The following is an 18,588-nucleotide window of genomic DNA, read 5'->3' on the forward strand; positions in this document are numbered from 1 at the left end:
ATTTACGGCGCACGTGATCAGGTGGCTCTCCCGCTGCGGACGGCGAGCCACCGGATCACGCCGTCGGCGTTCCGCAGATCCGTAGTCGGCGGTACGTGGCGACCGCCCCGTCCACCGATGTGGTCGGTCCACGCCCGCCCACCCCCGACAGCGCCGCGAGCACGGCGTCATTCGCCTCCCGGCTGCCGACCGTCAGCCGGACCCCCTCGCCGGGGTAGTGCCGGGCCGCCACGCCGTCGGCGGTCAGCGCGGCCGCGCAGGCTCCGATCGGGTCGGGGGCGGTGAGCCAGAGGGAGTTGGCGTGGCTCGGGCGTATGTGCCGGCCGAGGCCGAGGAGTCCGCGGCGGAGTCGTTCGCGTTCGGCGACGACGGTGTCCACGCGTCGGCGCAACTCGTGGCCGGCGCGGAGTGAGGCCTCCACCGCCGCCGTTGCCACCCCGTTGATCCCGAACGGCAGCTGCTGCCGGCGGATCCGGGCCACCAGGTCGGGGCTGCCGAGCCCGTAGCCCACCCGCAGGGCCGCCAGGCCGTACGCCTTGGAGAAGGTGCGCAGGACCAGCAGGTTCGGGTGCGCGCCCAGGAGCGCGGGAGAATCCGGCAGGTCGGTGTCGCGGGCGAACTCGATGTACGCCTCGTCGAGCAGCACGGTGACATGTTCGGGGACCTGCCGCAGGAAGGCGGACAGCGCGTCCGCGGTGATCAGGCTTCCGGTGGGGTTGTGCGGATTGCACAGCACCACGACGCGGGCGCGGGCGTCGAGCACCGCAAGCAGGGCGGCAAGGTCCTGGCGGCCGTCCGGCAGCAGGGGTACCGGAACCGGCTCGGCGCCGACCATGGTGGCCAGCAGGGGATAGGCGTCGAAGGTGCGCCAGGCGTAGGCCACCGTGTCGCCGCGCCGGACCACCGCCTGCAGCAACTGCAGCGCCACGCCCACCGATCCGCTGCCGACCGCGACGCAGTCAGGGGCGACCCCGCACCAGTCGGCGATCCGCTCGGTGAGCCGGTCCGGGTGGAACTGCGGGTACCGGTTGGCCTGTGCGACGGCACGCCGCATCGCCTTGCGTACCGACGGCAGCGGCGGGTACGGGCTCTCGTTCAGGGCCAGCCGGTGCAGTATGGGGATGTCCATCGGTCAGCCCCGCCCGCCGTGCCAGCGGATGGCGACGGCACCGGCGAAGTCGCCGGCGTGGGCGAATCCCCCCAGCACCACCAGGTCGCCGTCCTCGACCTGCTGCGAGCTGATGGCGCGGTCCAAGGTGATCGGGATTGCCGCTCCGAAGAGATTCCCGCATTGATCGAAGGTGTGCAGATGCCGTTCGACAGGCAGTTGCAGCGCTTCTCGCCAGTTGCGCAGGAACGTGCGGTTGGGCTGGTTGGTGATCAGGACGTCGATGTCGGTGGTGGGCACCCCGAGCCGCCCGCACAGGTCCGTGACCACCTCCGGCACCAGGCGGTTCCCGCGTGCCAGCACCTTGGCGACGCTGGCGTCGGTGAACCCGATCCGCAGCTGGGACTCTCCTGGCTCCCAGTACTTGCGGCCGTCGTCGACGGCCACGGTCATGTCACCGGCGTACTCTCCGATGTGCCGGGTCTCGACGTCCAGCACCGGCGTATCGGCCGACGTCGTCACATATCCCACGCCGCAGCCGTCGCCGGGGATCGCGGCCTGGGCGAGCCTGCGCACCTCGGACTGGGTGAAGCACTGGCCGGCCGCGCTCTGTGCGTTGCAGATCAGGGCGGTCCTCGCATCGGTGGTGGTGAGCAGCCGACGGGCCAGTTTGAGCATGTACACGAAGGACGCGCAGCCCGCGTTGGCCACATCGATCAGCCATTCCGGGTGCAGGCCGAGCCGGCGTGCCACTTCGGTGCCCGCGCCCACGAACGGCAGGTCCGGCAGCTGGCTGTGCACCAACAGCACATCCACGTCGCGGATCTCGTCCCTGCCGTGCCGCTCGATCAGGGGCTGTACCGCGCGCTCGACCATGTCCGCGTTGGTCTCGTCCGCGGCCACGTGGTGCCGTAACGGCGGGATCCTGAACATGGGGTGGTCGCGGAGCTTGTCCTCCGCCCCGGGGTACTCGGTGTAGAACTCCGCGGGGACCGGCTCACCGGGAAGGTAGCTTGCGACATCGGTGAGGCTGACCGTGTTCACCTCACCACCGCCGTCGCGGGCGGGGCGCTGACGGGCAGGCCGCCGCGATGGCGGTGCTCCAGGATCGCCTTGAGGTTCTGCATCTCCACGGTGTGGCCCGCGTAGAACAGATCCCAGTAGTCGCCGACCCACGGCCGGTCCGGGCGGGACGCCAGCTCGGGGTGCGGATTGTCGTCGTAGTACGGGTGCTTGCAGTTGGTCCAGGTGATCACCGACCCCGGCTTGTCGAGCACCAGCCGGGCGGGGACGACGCGCATCAGGTAAATCATCCACAGCTTGTCGCCCTGGTCCCATGAGCAGTGGTAATCCACCGTCATGGCCTCGGGGTTGGCGACCACCTCGCAGTAGATCCTGGTGTCGTCCTCCAGCCGGTCGAGACCGACCCACAGCCCCGGGGTGCCGGTGGGCGCGAAGTCCCGCAGGCTGCAGGTCCACTCCTCCAGGTGGTGACCCTGGCGCAGGTAGTCATAGGCCTGCTCCGGCGGGCAGTCGACGTACTCGTGGATGGTGCAGTACTGCCCGTAGACCTGGTGGTGCGGGTAGACCGCGTGTGTGAGGTCCATGCAGTGGGCGGCCAGCTCCTCCTTGCCGGTGTTCTCGATCCGCATCAAGCCGGGGATGTCAGCCAACGTGGACGGGTCCGCGCTCATCGGAACTCTCCTCGCTCTCGGTGCTTTCGGTGTTCTCTGCGCTTGCGGTGAAGGACAGGAAGGGAAGGAACGGGGGGATCTCGCGGGGGTCGCAGTCCACCGCGACGAACGCCGGACCGCTGCTCGCGTTGCCGCGCAGCAACGCCCGGCGCAGCTGCGCACCGTCGCCCGCCCGGCCGGCGTCGAGGGCCGGGAAGGCGGTGGCCACCCCGCCGGCGACGTCGGTCCGCGCGAACAGGTCGTCGCTGCGGACTCCGCCCTGGATGAGCTCTTCGCGGACGGCGCACATGGCGTGGGCGTTGTTGTTGAAGATCACGAAGGTCACGGGTGCGTCGTACTCTGCCGCGGTGTGCACTTCCATCCCGTGCATGAAGAACGCACCGTCGCCCGCGAGTACGTAGGTGCGTCGGCCCGTGGCGAGCGCGGCGCCGATGCCGGCTCCGAAGGTGTAGCCCATGCCGCCCATGCCGACCGCCACCACAAAGCGGCCGTGGCGCGGTGCGGGAAGCAGATGGACCGCGCTGGCTCCCGCGTTGCCGGCGTCCACGAAGACGTGCGCGTCCTGGGGGAGTGCCGCCTCGACCGCGGCGACCGCCTCGGCGTAGGAGAGGGTTCCCGCACCGGCCTGCGGAACGGGAGCCGGCGGGAGCGTCGGCAGCGGACCGGCGTGCTCCGGGCAGGGAAGCGGGCGCGGCGGGAGCCGGCCGGCCACCGCACGCAGCGCGTCCCGCAGGTTCCCGCCCAGCGCGATGCCGGCCACGAACGGTGGTTCGGGATCGATGCAGACGACCGGCGTGGCGGCCAGGGCCTGGTCAAGACCGCCGCGTGCCAGTAACGGCAGGCGGGTGCCGACCAGCAGGCACACGTCGGCCCGCCGCAGGCAGTCTTCGACATTGGCATGCCCCATCACCCCGGCCACACCTGCGAACCGGGTGGCCCGGTTGTCGAACACGTCCTTGGCGTCCGGGGTGACCGCGACCCAGGCCCCCAGCCGCCGGGCCAGCTCCGCCAGTTCCGCGCGCGCATCCGCGGCGGCCACCCCCTCACCGGCGATGACGAGCACACGGCTCGCGCCGCGAAGCGCGGCCGACGCGGCGTCCACGGCCTCGGGTTCGAGCCCCGGTGCCGACGCGGTCGGTAGGGGCACGACCGGCGGCGGCGTCAGGCCGCGGTCGGGCGACTCGACCTGCGCCTGCTGCACGTCCTTGGGCAGCAGCAGCACCGCCGGACCCTTTGGATCGGCCTGTGCCGCCGCGATCGCCCGGGGCAGCAACTCCACGAGCGAGTCCGCGTCATCGACCCGGGCACAGAACCGGGAGACGGGCGTGAACACCTCCCGGGCGTCGAAGGAGCCCGCCTTTCCGCTGGAGTCCTGGAACGCCCCGAGGCCCTCCTGGCCGGTGGGCGGCTGTCCCACGAGCGCCAGCACCGGCACCCGCGAGGCGTACGCCTCCGCCAGGCCCGGAACAAGATTCATCGCACCGCCGCCCGAGGTGGCCGCGACAACGCCGAGGCGCCTGGTGGCGCGGGCGTATCCGTCGGCCATGGTGACGGCGGAGAACTCGTGTTTGGCGACGACGCCGCGGATGGTGCCGGTGCGGTGGACGGCGTCGTACAGGTCCTCGATGTTCGCACCGCCGACGCCGAACATATGGGTGACACCGGCCCTGGTCAGCTCTGCGGCCAGGTAGTCGACAAGGCGTACCACGCCTTCCCCGGGAATCTCGCGTGCTGTGTCCGTCATGGCTGTCATGCGGAGCTCCTGTCCGCTTGGTCGGGCTGGACGATGAGGCCGGACGGCGACACGATCTGAAAGCGGTGCCGGTACTCGGTCGGGGTGAGCCCGAGGGCTCGTCCGAAGCATCTGAAGAAGGTCTCGGGGGCCGCGAATCCGCAGCGGCGCGCTACCTGGCCGACCGTCAGGTCGGTGGTCTCCAGCAGCTCGCGGGCGCGGGCGATGCGCGTCCGCTCGACGTACTGGCCCGGTGTAGTGCCCACCTCGCGCCGGAACACCCGGGCGAAATTGCGCAGGCTCATATTGGCGCGTTGGGCGATCTCGGCCACGGGTAGCGGGTCCTGAAGGTTGTCCAGGATCCACTCCTGCGCGGCCCGGATCGGCGCGTGATCGGCCAACTGGGCGTCGAGGACGGCACTGAACTGCGACTGTCCGCCGTGCCGCTTGAGGAACAGCACCAGAAACCGTGCCACCTCCAGCGCCAACGCCGCGCCGTGGTCGGCCTCCACCAGAGCGAGCGCCATGTCGATGCCGGTCGACACTCCCGCCGAGGTGACGAACCGGCCGTCCCAGATGAAGATCGGGTCGGGGTCCACCGTCACCTTCGGGTAGCGGCAGGCCATCTCCTCGCTGTACGCCCAGTGCGTGGTGGCGCGCCGCCCGTCGAGCAGGCCTGCCTCGGCCAGCAAGAAGGATCCGCCGCATACGGAGGCGACTCTCCGCGACCGGGCGGCTGCCCGGCCGATCCACGAGATCAGCGCCGGGTCCTCCAGCGCGTCGTTCAGGCCCCATCCCCCCGGGACGAGGAGGGTGTCGATCGGGCCCTGCCCCGCCTCCAGCGGCGCGGCTTCAATCATCACCCCCGAGCTCGTCCGCACCAGTGGCGCATCGACGGAGACGAACTCGATCCGGTAGGCCGGCTCCTGCAGCAGCCGATTGACGGTATCGAACACTTCAATGGGTCCGGTGATGTCCAGGGCCTGCGCACCGGAGTACACCACCACCACAACTCGTCGCTCCAACACGGTCACAGCCTGTATTCGCGGACGAACTGGCCGCAATGACAGCTTGCTGACGATTTCGGCCAACGGTCAGTCGCCGGCGGCTGGAGAACGGCGCTGACCAGGAAGTTCGTGAGGTTGCCGGACAGGTATGGGTGAGGCAGGTCACAGTGGGTGGATACGTGGCCGACCGAGGACGCCCCCGTGAACGCAACCGCCCGGACCAACCAGTACGAGGCCCCGTGCCTCGTGTGCGGCAAGATCGTGCCCGGCGGACAGGGCATGCTGCTGCCCGGCAAACACGGGGGCTGGGAGGTCTACCACCGCGAGCATGCGCGCGAACCCGCTCCGCCGCCCCGTGGCAGACACCCTGGCTGGCACCGCCGCCGTCTCATGGCCGTGGACATCGCGACAACGGGCAACCGCACCGCCATCGACCGGATCCTCGCCGTGGCCGTGCGCACCACCGACGGTCAGAGCCGGGACTGGCTGATCGACCCGGGGCCGGGACTCGCCATCGATCCGGGGAAGACCCACGGCATCACCCTGGACCGGGCATGCGCTGACGGCGTTCCGGCGCCTCAGGCGATGGAGGAGCTCGCCGCGCATCTCGCCGGACATCTGGCGACGAAGAACCCGCTGGTTGCCTGGCACGCTCCGTACGTACTCACCTTCCTCGAGTCCGAATTGCTGCGCCATGGGCTGCGAGCGCTGTCCGACCGTGGTCCCGCGGGGCTGTTCCCGATCTGCGATCCGCTCGTCCTGGACCGGCACGTTGATCGCTTCCGATCAGGTGGCCGGGCATTGGAGACGGTCGCGGAGTGGTACGGAGTGCCCCACGACCGCCAGGGAAAGCCCGGCAGCGACGCGGAGGCCGCTCTTGTGCTGGCGCTGGTCCTCGGTGCGTGTCATGCGTCAGTCGGCAGGCTGTCCCGGCCTGCGCTGCACTATGAGCAAGTACGGTGGCGGGAAGAGCAGGCGCGGGAGGCGGAAGAGTTCGATCCGTCGAGAAAACGGGATCACCGCTGGCCGCTGGGCACGGTCGAGGCGCTGCCCTGGGAGCCTCCGGCAGCCGACGGCCCGTAGTTCACGAGCGTCCTTGTGACGTGGCGTTCAGGGAGCGCTCCGCCACGCCCCGCAGATGCGACGCGAATACCTCCGGCGCGTCCGGAGTGAGCGTGCGCAGTGCCACCATCGCCGTGAGGATCACGTCGCACAGCTCCGACTCGACGTCCTGCCAGCTGTGCGTCGTGCCCTTGCGCGGGTTCTGGCCCGTCGCGCCGATGATGGCCTGAGCGACCTCGCCGACCTCCTCCGTCAGCTTCAACATCCGCAGCAGCGTCTCCTGTTGGGGCGGCAGGTCGCTCTCCGCGTCGAGCCATCCGTGCAGGCGGTCGACCGTGTCCCAGATGGGGTCCACGGTGTCCATGGTGCGGTCCAGGGTGGGGTTCATGGTGGCGTTCATGGGGTGATCCATAGCGGCAGCCTGTCCTGTGTAGGGTTCCCGGATGATATTCGGAGCCGACACATTCGCCGGTGCCGTCGCGGAGTTGTCGGCATGCAGCCCAACCGCACCGGATCGTGCCGGAGCGCGTCGTACTGGGGATCCCGGCCCCCGGTGAACCGAGCCGCAGCTCAGCCGCGGCCCACGTAAGGCATCGACGTCGCCATCACCGTTGCGAACTGCACATTCGCCTCCAGTGGCAGCTCCGCCATATGCAGCACGTCCGTGCCACATCCGCCGCGTCCATCACCGGCTCCACCACCACCTCCCCGTTCGCCTGCAGGATCCCCGCCTGCATTCGCCGCGTCATCTCCGTCGCCGCGTTGCCGATGTCGATCTGGCCGCACGCGATCCCGTACGCCCTGCCGTCCAGTGACAGGGACTTCGTCAGTCCCGTCATCGCGTGCTTCGTCGAGGTGTACGGCGCCGAGTGCGGGCGGGGCACATGGGCCGAGACCGAGCCGTTGTTGATGATCCGTCCGCCCTGTGGGGACTGGGTCTTCATCGTGCGAAAGGCCGCCTGTGCGCACAGGAAAGCGCCCGTCAGATTGACGTCCACCACCGAGCGCCAGTCCTCGTAGGAGATGTCCTCGAAGTGAACCCTGGGGCCGGACGTACCGGCGTTGTTGAACAGTAGGCCAACACGGCCGTGGCGCTCACGCGCGGTGGCGAACAGCGTGGTGACATCCGCCGGTGACGTCACATCAGTGGGGACGCACAGCACGTCCCCACCCGCCAGCGACGCCGTTTCCTCCAGCGCCTCGGCGCGCCGCCCGGCCAGAACGACCGACCAGCCCGCACCCGCCAGCGTCAGCGCGACGCTCCGGCCGATGCCCGAACCCGCTCCCGTCACCACCGCGATCCTCGCAACAGCGTTCATGGATGCGCAGCGTAACCCCGTACCTGTACGCGGAACTCATCCGACCGACATACGGATGTTGTGTACTCGACAACGCAGAGTCGTCGGCCCCTACTGAAATGCGAAGGGACAACACCCGTCAGGGGAGGGGCACATGAGACCCGCACTGCACGCACCCGAGCTGCGCGCCGCCGCCCAGCACATCGGCCGCCGCAGGTTTCTCACCGTCACCGGCGCCGCCGCCGCGCTCGCCTTCGCCGTCAATCTGCCCGGTTCCGCCCACGCCGCCGAGCTCGACGCCAAGAAGATCACCGAGGACCCCTTCACCCTCGGCGTCGCATCCGGAGACCCGCAGCCCGGATCCGTACTGCTGTGGACCCGCCTCGCGACCCGTCCGTACGAGCCCGACAGCGGACTGCCCCGCGCCCGGATTCCGCTGCGCTGGGAGATTGCCCATGACTCCCGCTTCTCCCGCATCGCCAGGCGCGGATCCGTCACCGCCCACCCGGAGTTCCACCACAGCGTGCACGTCGAGGTGGCCGGGCTCGGCCATGACCGGCCGTACTACTACCGCTTCCGCGCCGGGACGTGGATCAGTCCCACCGGCCGCACCCGCACCGCCCCCGCCCGCTCGGCCCGCATCAGCGAGCTGAAGCTCGCCGCCGTGTCCTGCCAGGCGTACCACGACGGCTACTTCACCGCGTACAAGCATCTCGCCGAGGAAGAGCTCGACGCCGTCTTCCACCTCGGCGACTATCTGTACGAGTACGCCGTGAACGCCGTCGGCGGTGCGCGCGCCTACACCGACCAGCGCCTGCCCGCCCACTACAACCACGAGACGCTCACGCTCGAGGACTACCGGCTGCGCTACGGCCTCTACAAGTCGGACCCCGACCTCAAGGCCGCGCACGCCGCGCACCCCTTCGTCCTCACCTGGGACGACCACGAGACCGAGAACAACTACGCGGGAGACATCCCCGAGAACGACGTCCCGCCGGAGGAGTTCCTGCTGCGCCGGGCCGCCGCCTACCGCGCGTACTGGGAGAACCAGCCGCTGCGCAGGCCCCAGCAGCCCGAAGGCCACGACATGCAGCTCTACCGCAGGCTGCACTTCGGCCGGCTCGCGCAGTTCGACATCCTCGACACCCGCCAGTACCGCTCCGACCAGGCGTACGGCGACGGCTGGCAGGTCCCGGGCCCGGAGTCCGAGAACCCGGCGCGCACGCTGACCGGTGCCGCGCAGGAGCGCTGGCTGCTCGACGGGTGGAAGAGCTCCCGCGCCCGCTGGAACGTCGTGCCCCAGCAGGTCACCTTCGCGCAGCGGCGCGATGTCCCCACCGGCACCTTCAAGTTGAGCATGGACGCCTGGGACGGTTACCCCGCCTCGCGCGAGCGGGTTCTCGCGGGCGCCGCGGCGGCCGGCATCGAGAACCTGATGGTCCTCACCGGCGATGTGCACGTCGGCTACGGCTTCGACCTGAAGAAGGACTTCAACGACCCGGCGTCCCGCACCATCGGCACCGAGATCGTCGCCACCTCCATCAGCAGCGGCAAGGACGGCGCCGACAAGCCCGCCAACTGGGACAACCTCACCAAGGCCAACCCGCACCTGAAGTTCTACAACGGCCGCCGCGGCTATGTGACCGTCACCCTCGGCGAGCAGCAGGCGCGCGCCGACTTCAGGACGGTCGGCGCGGTCACCAGGCCGGGCGCGCCGATCACCACGGTCGCGTCGTTCGTGACGGAGGCGGGTAACCCCGGCCTCGAGCCGGTATAGCCGGCGGCTTCGTCCGGGAGCGGACGCCGATGCGGTCCCCGACCGCGTCGGCGTCCGTGTGCGGCCGGACAGGGCCTGGCGACGCAGAACCGATCCGCGAATGCCTTCTGAGAGCATGGGGCGGGATTCAAGGACATGGAGACTCAATGCCGAAGCCGGACAGCGGCCAGGGAAGAACAGAAGGACACATACCGGCCGCCGCCGCGGTACCCATTGCCGCAGCCGTCGCACCTGCACCCGCACCCGTCGCGGCAGCCCGCCGCGTCGGCTTTCTGGTCACGCTCGTACTCGGCGGGCTCACCGCACTCCCGCCGCTCTCCATGGACATGTACCTCCCGGCCCTGCCCGCGGTCACCAGGTCGCTCGGCTCACCGGCCGCGACCGTCCAGCTGACGCTGACGGCGTGCCTGGCGGGCATGGCGCTCGGTCAGCTGGTCGTCGGCCCGATGAGCGACAGATGGGGACGCCGCCGGCCGCTGCTCATCGGCATGATCGTGTACGTCGCCGCCACCGCGACCTGCGCCCTGGCGCCCACCGCCGAGCTGCTGATCGGCTTCCGGCTGCTCCAGGGACTCGCGGGCGCGGCCGGCATCGTCATCGCGCGCGCCGTGGTCCGCGATCTGTACGACGGCGTGGAGATGGCCCGGTTCTTCTCCACGCTGATGCTGATCTCCGGCGTCGCGCCGATCATCGCTCCGGTGATCGGCGGCCAGGTGCTGCGGATCACCCAGTGGCGCGGCATCTTCGTCGTCCTGACCGGCGTCGGCCTCCTGCTCACGCTGGTCGTGGCGAAGTGGCTGCACGAGACCCTGCCCCGCGAGAAGCGGCACAGCGGCGGCGTCGGCGAAGCACTGCGCACCATGCGCGGGCTGCTCGCCGACCGGGTCTTCACCGGCTACATGCTCACCGGCGGTCTCGCCTTCGCCGCGCTCTTCGCGTACATCTCCGCCTCGCCCTTCGTGGTGCAGGAGATCTACGGCGCGTCCCCGCAGACGTTCAGCCTGCTCTTCGGCGTCAACTCCGTCGGGCTGATCGCGGTCGGCCAGATCAACGGCAAGGTGCTGGTGGGGCGGGTCAGTCTGGACAAGGCGCTGGGCTTCGGGCTCGGGGTGATCACGCTGGCCGCGACCGCGCTGCTGCTGATGACGACGGGCGTCTTCGGGAGGGTGGGGCTGCTGCCCGTCGCGGCCGGTCTCTTTGTGCTGATGTCCGCGATGGGTCTGGCGATGCCCAACACCAACGCCCTGGCCCTGATGCGCACCCCGCACGCCGCGGGCTCCGCGTCCGCGCTGATCGGCACGTCCTCGTTCCTGATCGGCGCGGTCGCCTCACCACTGGTCGGGATCGCGGGCGAGGCGACGGCCGTCCCGATGGCGGTGGTCCAACTGATCTGTGCCCTGGGATCGTTGGGCTGCTTCCTGGGTCTGTGCCGCCCCTGGCGGCGGCGCCCCGAGGCGGTCTGAAGGTCCCGACGCCCGGGGCCTGCGCCTGCGGCAGCCGCACCTGGCTAGAATTTGTCGGTGAACGCCACACTCCCCACCGCGGAAGCCCTGCGCAGTACCCTTGCCGGGCTGCTCGACGGGCTGCCGCCCACGCAGGCCGCGCGGGCCGTCGAGCGGCTGATCGCCAACTACCGGGGGGCGACCCCGACCGATGCGCCGGTGCTGCGGGACCGTTCCGACGTCGCCGCGTATGCCGCGTACCGGATGCCCGCGACCTTCGAGGCGGTACGTGCCGCGCTCGCCGGTCTGCGGGCCGCGGCCCCCGGGTGGACCCCGGCCACGCACACCGACATCGGCGGCGGCACGGGCGCGGCGAGCTGGGCGGTCGCGGAGGCGTGGGAGTCCGGGGGAGAGGCCTCGGAGTCCGGAGAAGCCGGGGGTCCGCGTACGACCGTGCTCGACTGGGCCGAGCCCGCCCTGGCGCTGGGCCGTGAACTGGCCGCCGCCTCGGGGGTGCCCGCCCTGCGCGCCGCACAGTGGCAGCGCTCACGAATCAGCGCGGCGCTCCGTATCGAGAGCAGTGATCTCGTCACGGTGTCGTACGTCCTCAAGGAGCTCACCGCCGAGGACCGCGCGGCCGTCGTCACCGAGGCGGCCCGCGCCGCCCAGGCGGTCGTGATCGTCGAGCCCGGCACCCCCGACGGCTATGCCCGCGTCATCGAGGCCCGCGACCGCCTGATCGCGGCCGGCCTGCGAGTGGCCGCGCCCTGCCCGCACAGCGCCGACTGCCCCATCGAGCCCGGTGCGGACTGGTGCCACTTCGCGGCCCGGGTCAGCCGCTCCTCGCTGCACCGCCAGGTGAAGGGCGGCTCACTGCCGTACGAGGACGAGAAGTTCAGCTATGTCGCGGCGGTCCGCTTCCCGCCCCACCCGGCCCCCTCCCGGGTCACCCGCAAGCCCCAGATCCGCAAGGGCCTGGTGCTGCTCGACCTGTGCACACGGTCGGAGAGCCTGCGCCGCGAGACGGTCACCAAACGCCAGGGCGCGCTGTACCGCGACGCCCGCGACGCGGCGTGGGGCGACGCGTGGCCGCCGGAGCCGGCGGAGGACTGACCCCTCCGGCTGTGCAGGCCCGGAGCGCCGACCACGGACGGGCTGGGGCAACTGCCGCCCATGGTGAGGTCTGCGGGGCCCGCGCACTGTGAACCGATCGGGTGGTTCAACGCGAAAGGTGCCAGGGCGAGGCGCCGAGTCCCCCTGGAATAGGCGGAGAAGCCCCCGGTTGGGGGCGGTGGCCGTCCGAGGAGCAGGATGGTGGGACCATGGCAGGGTCCACCTGGGGCGAGCGTGAGGTGTGAGGGGATAGATGGGCGACGGTAAAGGCCGCTACCGCGGTACGGAGAACAGGCTCTCCCGGGAGAGCCGGCTGCCCCAGTGGCTGCGCCGGCGCCCCAAGAACACCGAGGCCGAGGACTCCCGCCGCGAGACCCTCCTGCTGGCCGCCGCCGCAGCGAGCCTGCCGCTCGCGCCCGCCGCCCACCCTGTCTCGTACCGCTGCTCCTGTGAACGCATCGGCTGTCCGACCCCGGGCAGGCACCCGGTCTCCTTCGCCTGGCAGACACAGTCCACGACCGATCGCGCCCAGATCGAGCGCTGGGCCCAGGGCCAGCCGCAGGCCAACTTCATCACCGCGACCGGCATGGTGCACGACGTCCTCGACGTCCCCCTGGAGGCGGGCCGCGGCGCCCTGGCCCGGCTGCTCGAGCAGGGCATCGAGGTGGGCCCGGTCGCCGAGTCCGGCGGCGCGGGCAGCGAGGGGAGGATGCTGTTCTTCACCGGCACGCGCGGCACCCCCGAGGACGAGGACGAGTGGTGGCCCTGTGAGCTCGACTGTCACCCCGAGACGATGGACGAGCACCCGGGGCTGCGCTGGCACTGCCGCGGCAGCTATGTCCTCGTACCGCCCGCGAGGCTGCCCGGTGATCTCGAAGTGAGCTGGGTGCGCGGCCCCGAGCATCCGCTGCCGGATCCGCTGACGCTGCTCGAGACGCTGACGGACGCGTGCGCGAAGTATGCGGGCGAGAACGAGCGGCTGGACCAGCACGAGGTGGCCTGGCCGCTCGGTCGCTAGGCCATCTCCGGCAGCAGGAGGGAGGGGGCGCAGCCCCCGCTACGAACCCTTCGCCGAGGTCAGACCCGTCAGGCGGCCCAGTACCTCGACCTGCCCGCTGCCCACCGCGCCCGTGGGCACCGTCACCGCCTGGCTGGAGACCCGTTCCTTGGTGATCGTGGAGGTCACCTGCCCGGTCAGCAGCGCCTTGACGTCCGGGTGCACCTTCAGCCGTACACCCTTCGCCGCCGTCTGCCGCTCGTAGTTGCGCACGGTGAAGAAGACCAGCGCGTTGCCGTCCTCGGTGGCCAGACCCAGCGGTGCGAAGTCGTCCGAGTCCAGCGGCTGGTCGATGTACTGCGTGGTCATCCCCGGCAGATTCGCGTCCTTCTTGCGGGAGGTGCGCCAGCCCGAGGTGTGCGGTCCGTCCTTGAAGTGCGGCGGCTTCCCGTTCTGCATGTACGAGGCGTACTCCTCGCTCAGATCGCGGGGAGCGACCGCCAGCGCCGTGCTGTCGGGGGCGACCGGCTCGGCCCAGCCGTCCTTGTCGGTCTTCAGGGCCGGGATCCGGCTGGGGGACAGGATCGTGAGATACGCCGCCTCCCACAGCTGGTCCGCACCGCCCCGTACGAAGACGAGCACCCAGCGGTTGTCCCCGGCGCCCTTGTCCACATCGCGGTTGGAGTCCACGTCGGCGAGGAAGAAGCGCGGCCAGCCGGCCTTCTTCGGGATCGTGAACTTCGCGTCGGTCAGCTCCAGCGGCACATGCTGCGGGTTGCCGTCCGGGTAGTTGACGCTGCGCGCCTTGAGGCCGGCCTGGTTGATAGCGCCGAGCGCACCGGTGACATGCTCCGCGTCCAGTGCCGGGTCGTACGCCTTGTCGGCCTCGTTGTACGCGTCGGTGAACTCCTTGAGAGCCTGCGCGGCCTCAGCCTTCGTCGCGGACGGAACGACTTCCAGCTCCCCGTGCACTGTCACGCACGCGCTCGCCGTCAGAGACAGCACTGTTGTCGCCGCGAGCCCCGTCGCCGCCCGGCGCAGCCTTCCCACCCGCATCGGCCTTCTCATCGGTTGCCTTCTGCTCCTTGACCCCCACTGACCGTCCGAACCCTACCGGGGCCAGGAACAGGCCGAGCGTCGGGATCAGATACAGCGCCCACACCGTGACCTGAAGAACGGTGGGGTTGGGCTGGAAGTTGAAGACGCCCTTCAGCAGCGTGCCGTACCAGCTGTCCGGCGGGATCGTCGCGCTGATGTCGAAGGCCTTGTTCGCCAGACCGCCGAGGAAGCGCGCCTCCTGGAGGTCGTGCACGCCGTACGCGAGGACTCCCGCGGCCACGATCACCAGCATGAGGCCGGTCCACTTGAAGAACTTCGCCAGATTGATCCGCAGCGCGCCACGGTAGAACAGCCAGCCCAGCACGACCGCGGTGGCGATACCGAGCAGCACACCGGCCAACGGGCCCTGGGGGCCGCCCGCGTCGGTGGCCGCCCGGACCGACGCCCACACGAAGAGCGCCGTCTCCAGGCCCTCGCGCCCCACCGCCAGGAACGCGGTGGCGACCAGCGCGCCCGTGCCCATCTGAAGTGCGGCGTCCAGCTTGCCGTGCAGCTCGGACTTCAGATGCCGCGCGGTGCGCCGCATCCAGAAGACCATCCAGGTCACCAGGCCGACCGCGAGGATCGAGAGCGATCCGCCGAGCAGCTCCTGCGCCTCGAACGTCAGCTCCTGCGAGCCGAATTCGAGCGCGAAGCCGAAGCCGAGGGAGAGCGCGACCGCGACCCCGATGCCGATCCAGACCGGACGCAGCGCGTCGCGGCGCCCGGTCTTGACCAGATACGCGATCAGGATGCAGACGACCAGGCTGGCCTCGAGGCCCTCGCGCAAACCGATCAGATAGTTACCGAACACGTTGGGTCCCTTCGGTCAGGAGAACAGCGCCCGGCCCCACCAGTCGTCCTTGTCCCGGACGCCCGGCGGGACGGCGAACAGCGCCGAACCCACGTGCTGGATGTACTCGTTGAGGTCGTCGCTGGCGGCGAGGGAACGCTGCACGGGGACGAAGCCCTTGTTGACGTCGCGCTGGTACGCGAGGAAGAACAGCCCGGCGTCCAGTCGGCCCAGACCGTCCGTGCCGTCGGTGAAGGAGTAGCCGCGGCGCAGGATCTTCGCACCGCCGTTGGTGTCCGGGTGCGCGAGCCGTACATGCGCGGTCGGCAGCATCGCCTTCAGGAACGGCTCGTCGCGCTCCTTGGCCTTGCCGACCGGCGCGCCCTCGCCCTTGTCACGGCCGAAGATGTCCTCCTGCTCGCTGAGCGGAGTGCGGTCCCAGGTCTCGATGTTCATCCGGATCCGGCGCGCGACGAGATACGAGCCGCCGGCCAGCCAGCCCGAGCCCTCCTTCTCGGAGACCCAGACATGCTTGTCGAGTGCGGCCGTGTCCGTACCGGCGATGTTCCGGGTGCCGTCCTTGAAGCCCATCATGTTGCGCGGGGTCTGCGCCTCGGGCGTCGTCGACGAGGTCTTGCCGAAGCCCAGCTGCGACCAGCGGACCGCGACCTTGCCGAAGCCGATGCGGGCGAGGTTGCGGATGGCATGCACCGCGACCTGCGGGTCGTCCGCGCAGGCCTGGACGCACAGATCGCCGCCGCTGCGGGCCGGGTCGAGGTTGTCGCCGGGGAACGCGGGCAGCTCGACCAGGGCCGCCGGGCGCTTGCCCTCAAGGCCGAAGCGGCCCTTGGCGAACAGGGACGGGCCGAAGCCGATGGTGAGCGTGAGCCGGGACGGCTTGAGGCCGAGCGCCTCGCCGGTGTCGTCCGGCGGAGCCTCGGCGAGACCGCCGTACGCGCCCTCGCCGACCGCCTGACCGGCCGTCATCCGCTCCGCGGCCCGCGTCCAGTCCTTGAGCAGCTGCACCAGCTCGGCGCGGTCCTTCGTCTTCACGTCGAAAGCCGCGAAGTGCAGCCGGTCCTGGACGGGGGTGGCTATACCTGCCTGGTTCGGGCCGTGGAAGGGCACGGCCGCGCCGGCCGAGGCGGCGGGCTCGGTCGTGTCCCCGCGGCTCAGGGCAACGGCGCCGCCGGCCGCGGCGGCGCCGAGCGCGAGGCCCGCACCGCCCCAGCCGAGCACCGAACGACGGGACGGAGCCTGGTCCTGGGACTGGCCGCCGGTCTCCGTGGTCTCGTTGGTCTCGTTGATCTGGTTGGTCTCGTTCGTCTTCTCGGACATGCCGATCCCCCCGTTACTTCGCAACCGCGGCGCCGAGCTTGGACAACGGCTCGGCGAGGGCGTTGACGCCGTCGCTGAGCTCCTTGCGCTGGTCCTTGCCGACCTTGTCGTAGGAGGTGAACTCGTACGAGGTGGTGTCCTTGCGGTACTTGTCGAGCAGCGCGTTCAGCGTCGCGAACTGCTTGTCCAGCTCGGCGACGAGCTTCGGGTCGTTCTTGGTGGCGACCGGCTTCAGCAGCTCGAAGGACTTCTGCGCACCTTCGACGTTGGCCTTGAAGTCGACCAGGTCGGTGTGGCTGTAGCGCTCCTCCTCACCGGTGACCTTGCCGGTGGCGACCTCGTCCAGCAGCTCCTTGGCGCCGTTGGCCATGGAGGTCGGCGAGATCTCGGCCTTGCCGACCTTCTTCTGCCAGTCGGTCAGGTCCTTGATGAGCGTGTCGGCGAGGGCCTTCTCGGCGGGGCCGAGCTTCTTGGTCTGCCACAGCGCCTTCTCCAGCGTGTGCCAGCCGGTCCACTTCTGGCCCTTCTCCAGGCCGTCCTCACGCAGGTCGACCTTCGGGTCGATGTCGCCGAAGGACTCGGCCACCGGCTCGGTGCGCTCCCAGCCGATACGGGAGTCGGCGTACGCCTTCTTGGCGGCCTCGATGTCGCCGGCCTTGACGGCGTCGGTGAAGACCTTCACCTTGGGCAGCGTCTCGTCGGCCTGCTGCTGCACGTACTGGCGATACGCGGCGACGGCGGCGTCCATCTGCGGGCTGCGCTTGGCGGCCTTGCCGTTGCCGGTGGCGGTGACCTTCTGGCGGATGCCGTCGCCCTTCATACCGGGCTTGCAGGCGATCTCGTAGTCACCGGCCTTCACTTCGGCGGTGATGTTCGCCTTGGTGCCGGGGCCGATGTTCTCGCGCTCGGTGACGATGCGATCGTCCGGGAAGAGGACGTAGACCTCGGTGACCTTGGAGCCCTTGTTCTCGACGTCGAGCTGGACGTGCCCGGCCGGGAACTCCTTCTTCGACACCTCGCAGGAGTCGTCCTTCGCGGTGACCTTGATCGCGCTGTCGCTGCCCTTGGCATCGCTCTTCTCGGCGCAGCCTGTGACGGCGGTCAGGGCCGCAGCGGTTGCGGCGGCGGTGACGACGGACAGACGGACGGCTCGCATGCGGACTCCACGGGTGAGGAAGTGAGGCGGACCTAACTTAACCGAGGCTTACCTGACTGATACCCGCCCGTCCAGTGATTCAGCTCTCATACCGTTCGTAGGGTCACGCGCAGGTCGCGGTATGCTTGTGGCAATCCCATGGAAAGGTAAAGGAAGCGTCAAAAGGCCCGTTTCGGGCCCGCCAGGAGCGCTGCGGTGTGCGACTGCCGCGGGCCGCGCCGCCTCCGTGTCGGCCTCCGCGCCGGCCGCCATGTTGGCCGAAAACACCAAGTAGGCCTGCCTGGTGCTTGAATGCTGGAGTGAATGAACGTGACGTGCTCGACGTGCTCCACGTCTTCTGCGGGGGCGACGGCCGGTACGGCAACGCCCTCGGTGTCGTACGCGACCCCCGGGCATATCCCGACCAGGCGTCCCGGCAGGCTCTCGCCGCCGAGCTCGGGTTCAGCGAGACCGTGTTCGTGGACGACCCCGAGCGCGGGGTCGTCGACATCTACACCCCCGGCCTCCGGCTTCCCTTCGCCGGGCATCCGCTCGTCGGCGCCGCCTGGCTGCTCGATCTGGAGGCGGTGAATCCGCCGGCGGGCGAGGTGTGGGTCCGGCAGGACGGGGAGTTCACCTGGATCACCGCACGCGCTGAGTGGGCGCCGCCGCGCACATTGCGGCAGTACGCCTCGGCCGCCGAGGTCGACGCTCTCGAGGTGCCGCCGCCCGGTGAGTGGGTGTACGCGTGGGGGTGGGAGGACGAGGCCGCGGGCCGCGTCCGGGCGCGCGCCTTCCCCGGGAGGGGTGAGGGCATCGACGAGGACGAGGCGACCGGTGCCGCCGCGCTGCTGCTCACCGACCGGCTCGGGCGGGCCCTGAACATCACACAGGGCCGGGGGTCGCAGATCCTGACCGCCCCGGGCCCCGACGGCACGATCGAAATCGGCGGCCGCGTACGCCTCGCGGCCCCCGTTCCCGCCTCGCGCTGAGC

16 protein-coding genes and 1 pseudogene are annotated in these 18,588 nt (G+C 70.4%); 6 read left to right on the forward strand and 11 right to left on the reverse strand.

What is annotated here, in order from left to right; genetic code table 11:
* Positions 1 to 55: 55 nt before the first annotated feature.
* The 5 genes from ACQEVG_RS08170 to ACQEVG_RS08190 are packed head-to-tail and all read right to left on the reverse strand — an operon-like array spanning position 56 to position 5,562.
* Positions 56 to 1,129 (reverse strand): histidinol-phosphate transaminase, encoded by a 1,074-nt coding sequence (locus tag ACQEVG_RS08170; protein WP_432979165.1) that lies wholly within the window; start codon positions 1,127 to 1,129, stop codon positions 56 to 58.
* A gap of 3 nt (positions 1,130 to 1,132) precedes the next feature.
* The gene (locus tag ACQEVG_RS08175) at positions 1,133 to 2,152 is read right to left on the reverse strand and encodes a 3-oxoacyl-ACP synthase III family protein (RefSeq protein ID WP_432979168.1); all 1,020 of its coding nucleotides are present in this window, start codon (positions 2,150 to 2,152) and stop codon (positions 1,133 to 1,135) included.
* A complete protein-coding gene (locus tag ACQEVG_RS08180) occupies positions 2,149 to 2,802 on the reverse strand; it encodes an SRPBCC family protein (protein WP_432979171.1) in 654 nt (217 codons plus the stop codon). The genes ACQEVG_RS08175 and ACQEVG_RS08180 overlap by 4 nt, the downstream gene beginning before the upstream one ends.
* Positions 2,774 to 4,555 carry a thiamine pyrophosphate-binding protein gene (locus tag ACQEVG_RS08185; RefSeq protein WP_432979174.1) on the reverse strand — a complete coding sequence of 594 codons (1,782 nt, stop codon included), beginning with the start codon at positions 4,553 to 4,555 and terminating at the stop codon, positions 2,774 to 2,776. Before ACQEVG_RS08185 ends, ACQEVG_RS08180 begins: the two co-directional genes overlap by 29 nt.
* Positions 4,552 to 5,562, reverse strand: a complete 1,011-nt coding sequence (locus ACQEVG_RS08190; protein ID WP_432979177.1) for a GlxA family transcriptional regulator — start codon at positions 5,560 to 5,562, stop codon at positions 4,552 to 4,554. The genes ACQEVG_RS08185 and ACQEVG_RS08190 overlap by 4 nt, the downstream gene beginning before the upstream one ends.
* 180 nt (positions 5,563 to 5,742) lie before the next feature.
* On the opposite strand from ACQEVG_RS08190, the gene ACQEVG_RS08195 reads away from it, so the two are divergent.
* Complete coding sequence (locus ACQEVG_RS08195; RefSeq protein WP_432979180.1) at positions 5,743 to 6,624, forward strand: 3'-5' exonuclease; 882 nt, start codon at positions 5,743 to 5,745, stop codon at positions 6,622 to 6,624.
* A gap of 1 nt (position 6,625) precedes the next feature.
* Here the strand turns inward: ACQEVG_RS08195 and ACQEVG_RS08200 are convergent, their stop codons facing one another.
* Together ACQEVG_RS08200 and ACQEVG_RS08205 are read right to left on the reverse strand one after the other, a co-directional pair.
* The gene (locus ACQEVG_RS08200; RefSeq protein ID WP_432979183.1) at positions 6,626 to 7,003 is read right to left on the reverse strand and encodes a MazG-like family protein; all 378 of its coding nucleotides are present in this window, start codon (positions 7,001 to 7,003) and stop codon (positions 6,626 to 6,628) included.
* Positions 7,004 to 7,173: 170 nt separating this feature from the next.
* Positions 7,174 to 7,922: pseudogene (locus ACQEVG_RS08205) on the reverse strand (SDR family oxidoreductase).
* A 133-nt stretch (positions 7,923 to 8,055) separates the two neighbouring features.
* Between ACQEVG_RS08205 and ACQEVG_RS08210 the strand changes: the two are divergent.
* The 4 genes from ACQEVG_RS08210 to ACQEVG_RS08225 all read left to right on the forward strand — a co-directional run bounded on the left by ACQEVG_RS08210 (position 8,056) and on the right by ACQEVG_RS08225 (position 13,251).
* The gene (locus ACQEVG_RS08210) at positions 8,056 to 9,678 is read left to right on the forward strand and encodes an alkaline phosphatase D family protein (RefSeq protein WP_432979186.1); all 1,623 of its coding nucleotides are present in this window, start codon (positions 8,056 to 8,058) and stop codon (positions 9,676 to 9,678) included.
* A gap of 146 nt (positions 9,679 to 9,824) precedes the next feature.
* Positions 9,825 to 11,141, forward strand: coding sequence for a multidrug effflux MFS transporter (locus ACQEVG_RS08215; protein ID WP_432979189.1), 1,317 nt, complete (start codon positions 9,825 to 9,827; stop codon positions 11,139 to 11,141).
* A 57-nt stretch (positions 11,142 to 11,198) separates the two neighbouring features.
* On the forward strand, positions 11,199 to 12,233 hold the full coding sequence (locus ACQEVG_RS08220) for a small ribosomal subunit Rsm22 family protein (protein ID WP_432979192.1): 1,035 nt from the start codon (positions 11,199 to 11,201) through the stop codon (positions 12,231 to 12,233).
* A gap of 253 nt (positions 12,234 to 12,486) precedes the next feature.
* Positions 12,487 to 13,251 (forward strand): bifunctional DNA primase/polymerase, encoded by a 765-nt coding sequence (locus ACQEVG_RS08225; protein ID WP_432979195.1) that lies wholly within the window; start codon positions 12,487 to 12,489, stop codon positions 13,249 to 13,251.
* Between the two features lie 39 nt (positions 13,252 to 13,290).
* Here the strand turns inward: ACQEVG_RS08225 and ACQEVG_RS08230 are convergent, their stop codons facing one another.
* The 4 genes from ACQEVG_RS08230 to efeO are packed head-to-tail and all read right to left on the reverse strand — an operon-like array spanning position 13,291 to position 17,615.
* A complete protein-coding gene (locus tag ACQEVG_RS08230; protein WP_432979198.1) occupies positions 13,291 to 14,208 on the reverse strand; it encodes a hypothetical protein in 918 nt (305 codons plus the stop codon).
* Positions 14,159 to 15,142, reverse strand: coding sequence for an iron uptake transporter permease EfeU (efeU, locus tag ACQEVG_RS08235; protein ID WP_432979201.1), 984 nt, complete (start codon positions 15,140 to 15,142; stop codon positions 14,159 to 14,161). Before efeU ends, ACQEVG_RS08230 begins: the two co-directional genes overlap by 50 nt.
* Positions 15,143 to 15,157: 15 nt before the next feature.
* The gene (efeB, locus tag ACQEVG_RS08240) at positions 15,158 to 16,459 is read right to left on the reverse strand and encodes an iron uptake transporter deferrochelatase/peroxidase subunit (RefSeq protein WP_432979204.1); all 1,302 of its coding nucleotides are present in this window, start codon (positions 16,457 to 16,459) and stop codon (positions 15,158 to 15,160) included.
* 13 nt (positions 16,460 to 16,472) lie between these two features.
* A complete protein-coding gene (gene efeO / locus ACQEVG_RS08245; protein ID WP_432979207.1) occupies positions 16,473 to 17,615 on the reverse strand; it encodes an iron uptake system protein EfeO in 1,143 nt (380 codons plus the stop codon).
* A gap of 299 nt (positions 17,616 to 17,914) precedes the next feature.
* Here efeO and ACQEVG_RS08250 point away from each other — a divergent pair, with 299 nt between their 5' ends.
* Entirely contained in the window at positions 17,915 to 18,586 is a 672-nt protein-coding gene (locus tag ACQEVG_RS08250) for a PhzF family phenazine biosynthesis protein (protein WP_432979210.1), read from the forward strand.
* Positions 18,587 to 18,588 lie beyond the last annotated feature (2 nt).

Source organism: Streptomyces sp. CA-135486 (assembly GCF_050936555.1).
GTDB lineage: Bacteria > Actinomycetota > Actinomycetes > Streptomycetales > Streptomycetaceae > Streptomyces.

Bases quoted from the DNA above. Each gene is read 5' to 3' on its own strand.
- ACQEVG_RS08200 (WP_432979183.1), bottom strand. From the start codon at position 7,003: ATGAACGCCACCATGAACCCCACCCTGGACCGCACCATGGACACCGTG.
- efeB (WP_432979204.1), bottom strand. From the start codon at position 16,459: ATGTCCGAGAAGACGAACGAGACCAACCAGATCAACGAGACCAACGAG.
- ACQEVG_RS08215 (WP_432979189.1), top strand. From the start codon at position 9,825: ATGCCGAAGCCGGACAGCGGCCAGGGAAGAACAGAAGGACACATACCG.
- ACQEVG_RS08225 (WP_432979195.1), top strand. From the start codon at position 12,487: ATGGGCGACGGTAAAGGCCGCTACCGCGGTACGGAGAACAGGCTCTCC.
- ACQEVG_RS08180 (WP_432979171.1), bottom strand. From the start codon at position 2,802: ATGAGCGCGGACCCGTCCACGTTGGCTGACATCCCCGGCTTGATGCGG.
- ACQEVG_RS08210 (WP_432979186.1), top strand. From the start codon at position 8,056: ATGAGACCCGCACTGCACGCACCCGAGCTGCGCGCCGCCGCCCAGCAC.
- ACQEVG_RS08170 (WP_432979165.1), bottom strand. From the start codon at position 1,129: ATGGACATCCCCATACTGCACCGGCTGGCCCTGAACGAGAGCCCGTAC.
- ACQEVG_RS08185 (WP_432979174.1), bottom strand. From the start codon at position 4,555: ATGACAGCCATGACGGACACAGCACGCGAGATTCCCGGGGAAGGCGTG.
- efeO (WP_432979207.1), bottom strand. From the start codon at position 17,615: ATGCGAGCCGTCCGTCTGTCCGTCGTCACCGCCGCCGCAACCGCTGCG.